Below are 3251 nucleotides of genomic sequence, written 5' to 3'. Positions count from 1 at the left end.
TTTGACATTACACCGGAAACATCAGAAAAATATACATCCACTAACAAGTAAACTTTCGGGTCATTAGTATTGCTCAGCTGTGCCGTCACCGACTATACACCTGCAACCTATCAACGTTCTCATCTCGAACGACCCTGTAAGGATATCTCATCTTGAAGCTGGCTTCGCGCTTAGATGCTTTCAGCGCTTATCCAATCCATACATAGCTACTCAGCAGTGCATTTGGCAACACAACTGATACACCAGAGGTATGTCCAACCCGGTCCTCTCGTACTAGAGTCAGAGCTCCGCAAATATCCCGCGCCCACAACAGATAGGGACCGAACTGTCTCACGACGTTCTGAACCCAGCTCGCGTGCCACTTTAATCGGCGAACAGCCGAACCCTTGGGACCTTCTCCAGCCCCAGGATGTGACGAGCCGACATCGAGGTGCCAAACCGCTCCGTCGATTTGAGCTCTTGGGAGCGATCAGCCTGTTATCCCCGGAGTACCTTTTATCCTTTGAGCGATGGCCCTTCCATGCGGAACCACCGGATCACTATGCTCTTGTTTCCAACCTGATCGACGTGTCGGTCTCACAGTCAAGCACCCTTTTGCCATTGCACTCTACAGACGATTACCAAACGTCTTGAGGGTACCTTGAGAAGCCTCCGTTACGCTTTTGGAGGCGACCACCCCAGTCAAACTACCCACCATGCAATGTCTCCCTAACGGGATTAGAACTCAGATAACAGAAGGGTCGTATTTCAACGACGGCTCCATAACACCTGACGATGCTACTTCTATGCCTCCGACCTATCCTACACATCGGTTACCCAATTTCAATGCAAAGCTGCAGTAAAGGTTCACGGGGTCTTTCCGTCCCGTTGCGGGTATCCGGCATCTTCACCGGAACTACAATTTCACCGAGATCATGGTTGAGACAGTACCCAGATCGTTACACCATTCGTGCAGGTCGGAACTTACCCGACAAGGAATTTCGCTACCTTAGGACCGTTATAGTTACGGCCGCCGTTTACTGGGGCTTCAATTCAAACCTTCGACTCTAGTCTGAGCTCTCCTCTTAACCTTCCAGCACCGGGCAGGTGTCAGGCCATATACATCTTCTTACGAATTAGCATAGCCATGTGTTTTTGGTAAACAGTCGCCTGGGCCGATTATCTGCGACTCCATCACTGGAGCGTCCTTTTTCCCGAAGTTACAGGACCATTTTGCCTAGTTCCTTAACCATGAATCTCTCGAGCGCCTTAGTATATTATACCCGATCACGTGTGTCCGTTTACAGTACGGATGATGATAACCTGAAGCTTAGCAGGTTTTCTTGGCAGTCAAATTACCTGCATTATCCGCGCAGCCGAAGCCTTGCGGTACTATCACCTTTCTCCTCTCCCGGCGTTCTTGACTACCGGAATCTACGGGTACGGGCTTCAACCACCTATTCCGTCAGGTGGCAGCAGTGTCATCTCTGCGTCGCTGCATCGCAGTTAACATCAGTACAGGAATATTAACCTGTTTTCCATCGGTTACGCCGTTCGGCTATACCTTAGGGTCCGACTTACCCCCGGGTGATTGACATTGCCGGGGAATCCTTGATCTTTCGGCGTGCGGGGTTCTCACCCGCATTATCGTTACTTATGCCTACATTTGCTTTTCCATACGCTCCAGCAGACCTCACGGTCGACATTCTACGCTGAATGGAATGCTCTCCTACCGATATACACTGTATATCCCATAGCTTCGGTTATATGCTTATGCCCGCGTATTATCCATGCAGGACCGCTCGACTAGTGAGCTGTTACGCACTCTTTAAATGAATGGCTGCTTCCAAGCCAACATCCTAGCTGTCTAAGCAGTCCCACTGCGTTTTGATTCCAACTTAGCATATAATTGGGGACCTTAGCTGATGGTCTGAGTTCTCCCTCTTTCGTCAACGGACCTTAGCACCCGCTGGCTCACTCCCTGTCTTCATGTTCCCGCATTCGGAGTTTGGCCGGATTTGATAGGCGGTGAAGCCCTCGCATCCAATCAGTAGCTCTACCTCAGGAACAAAACAACAGAGGCTGCACCTAAATGCATTTCGGAGAGTACGAGCTATTTCCCAGTTTGATTGGCCTTTCACCCCTACCCACAAGTCATCCGAAAACTTTTCAACGTTTACCGGTTCGGGCCTCCAGTTTGTGTTACCAAACCTTCACCCTGCTCATGGGTAGATCACTAAGGTTTCGCGTCTACCACCCCTGACTTTGCGCCCTATTCAGACTCGCTTTCGCTTCGGCTTACGCACCTGAAGTGCTTAACCTCGCCAGAGATGAGTAACTCGTAGGCTCATTATGCAAAAGGCACGCCGTCACCCTACGAAAGGGCTCCGACTGCTTGTAGGCGTATGGGTTCAGGAACTATTTCACTCTTCTGTTCGAAGTGCTTTTCACCTTTCCTTCACAGTACTTGTTCACTATCGGTCTCTCAGGAGTATTTAGCCTTACCGGATGGGCCCGGCCGATTCGGTCAGGATTACTCGTGTCCCGACTTACTCAGGATATTGCTATGACGAATAAAAGTACATGTACGGGATTGTCACCCTCTATGATCGCACTTTCCAATGCGTTCCATTTCAGTTATTTTGTCAATGTCGCAATCCTACTACCCCATAAATGCCGAAACATTTAAGGTTTGGGCTGATCCCCGGTCGCTCGCCGCTACTGGGGGAATCACATTTTGTTTTCTTCTCCTGCAGGTAATTAGATGTTTCAGTTCCCTGCGTTTGCCTTCCTTACGGAATGGTATGTCTTCAACATACCGGGTTGCCCCATTCGGAAATCTGCGGATCAATGGTTATTTGCACCTACCCGCAGCTTATCGCAGCTTATCACGTCCTTCATCGCCTCTGAGAGCCTAGGCATCCACCATACGCCCTTATTGATTTACTCGTTATTTTATATTTTTTTCTCGATTTTCACACATTTTCCATATATTATATATAATAAACATGTGAGTCATTGTGGAATATATCTTTCTATGTTTCCAGTATGTCAAAGAACTGTACTCTATCCTGTTTACCAGGAAAGAATCATGTGGAGAATAAGGGAGTCGAACCCTTGACCTCCTGCGTGCAAAGCAGGCGCTCTAGCCAACTGAGCTAATCCCCCGTCACGTAGTCCCTCGCGGAGTTGAACCGCGGACCTCTACATTATCAGTGTAGCGCTCTAACCAACTGAGCTAAGAGACTGGGTCATGCCCCGCTGCGGGGATG

At 49.2% G+C, this 3251-nt stretch carries 2 tRNA genes and 1 rRNA gene; all 3 read right to left on the bottom strand.

What is annotated here, in order from left to right:
• Nucleotides 1-43 precede the first annotated feature (43 nt).
• The 3 genes from D1136_RS10680 to D1136_RS10670 all read right to left on the bottom strand — a co-directional run bounded on the left by D1136_RS10680 (nt 44) and on the right by D1136_RS10670 (nt 3227).
• Nucleotides 44-2928: ribosomal RNA gene (locus D1136_RS10680) — 23S ribosomal RNA — on the bottom strand.
• A 145-nt stretch (nt 2929-3073) separates the two neighbouring features.
• Nucleotides 3074-3147, bottom strand: a tRNA-Ala gene (locus tag D1136_RS10675).
• A gap of 6 nt (nt 3148-3153) precedes the next feature.
• A tRNA-Ile gene (locus tag D1136_RS10670) sits at nt 3154-3227 on the bottom strand.
• Nucleotides 3228-3251 lie beyond the last annotated feature (24 nt).

This window comes from Odoribacter sp. Z80 (assembly GCF_009935865.1).
GTDB lineage: Bacteria > Bacteroidota > Bacteroidia > Bacteroidales > Marinifilaceae > Odoribacter.
The sequence above is the reverse complement of the archived record's forward strand: the minus strand, read 5'-3'. Positions and strand labels throughout refer to the sequence as shown.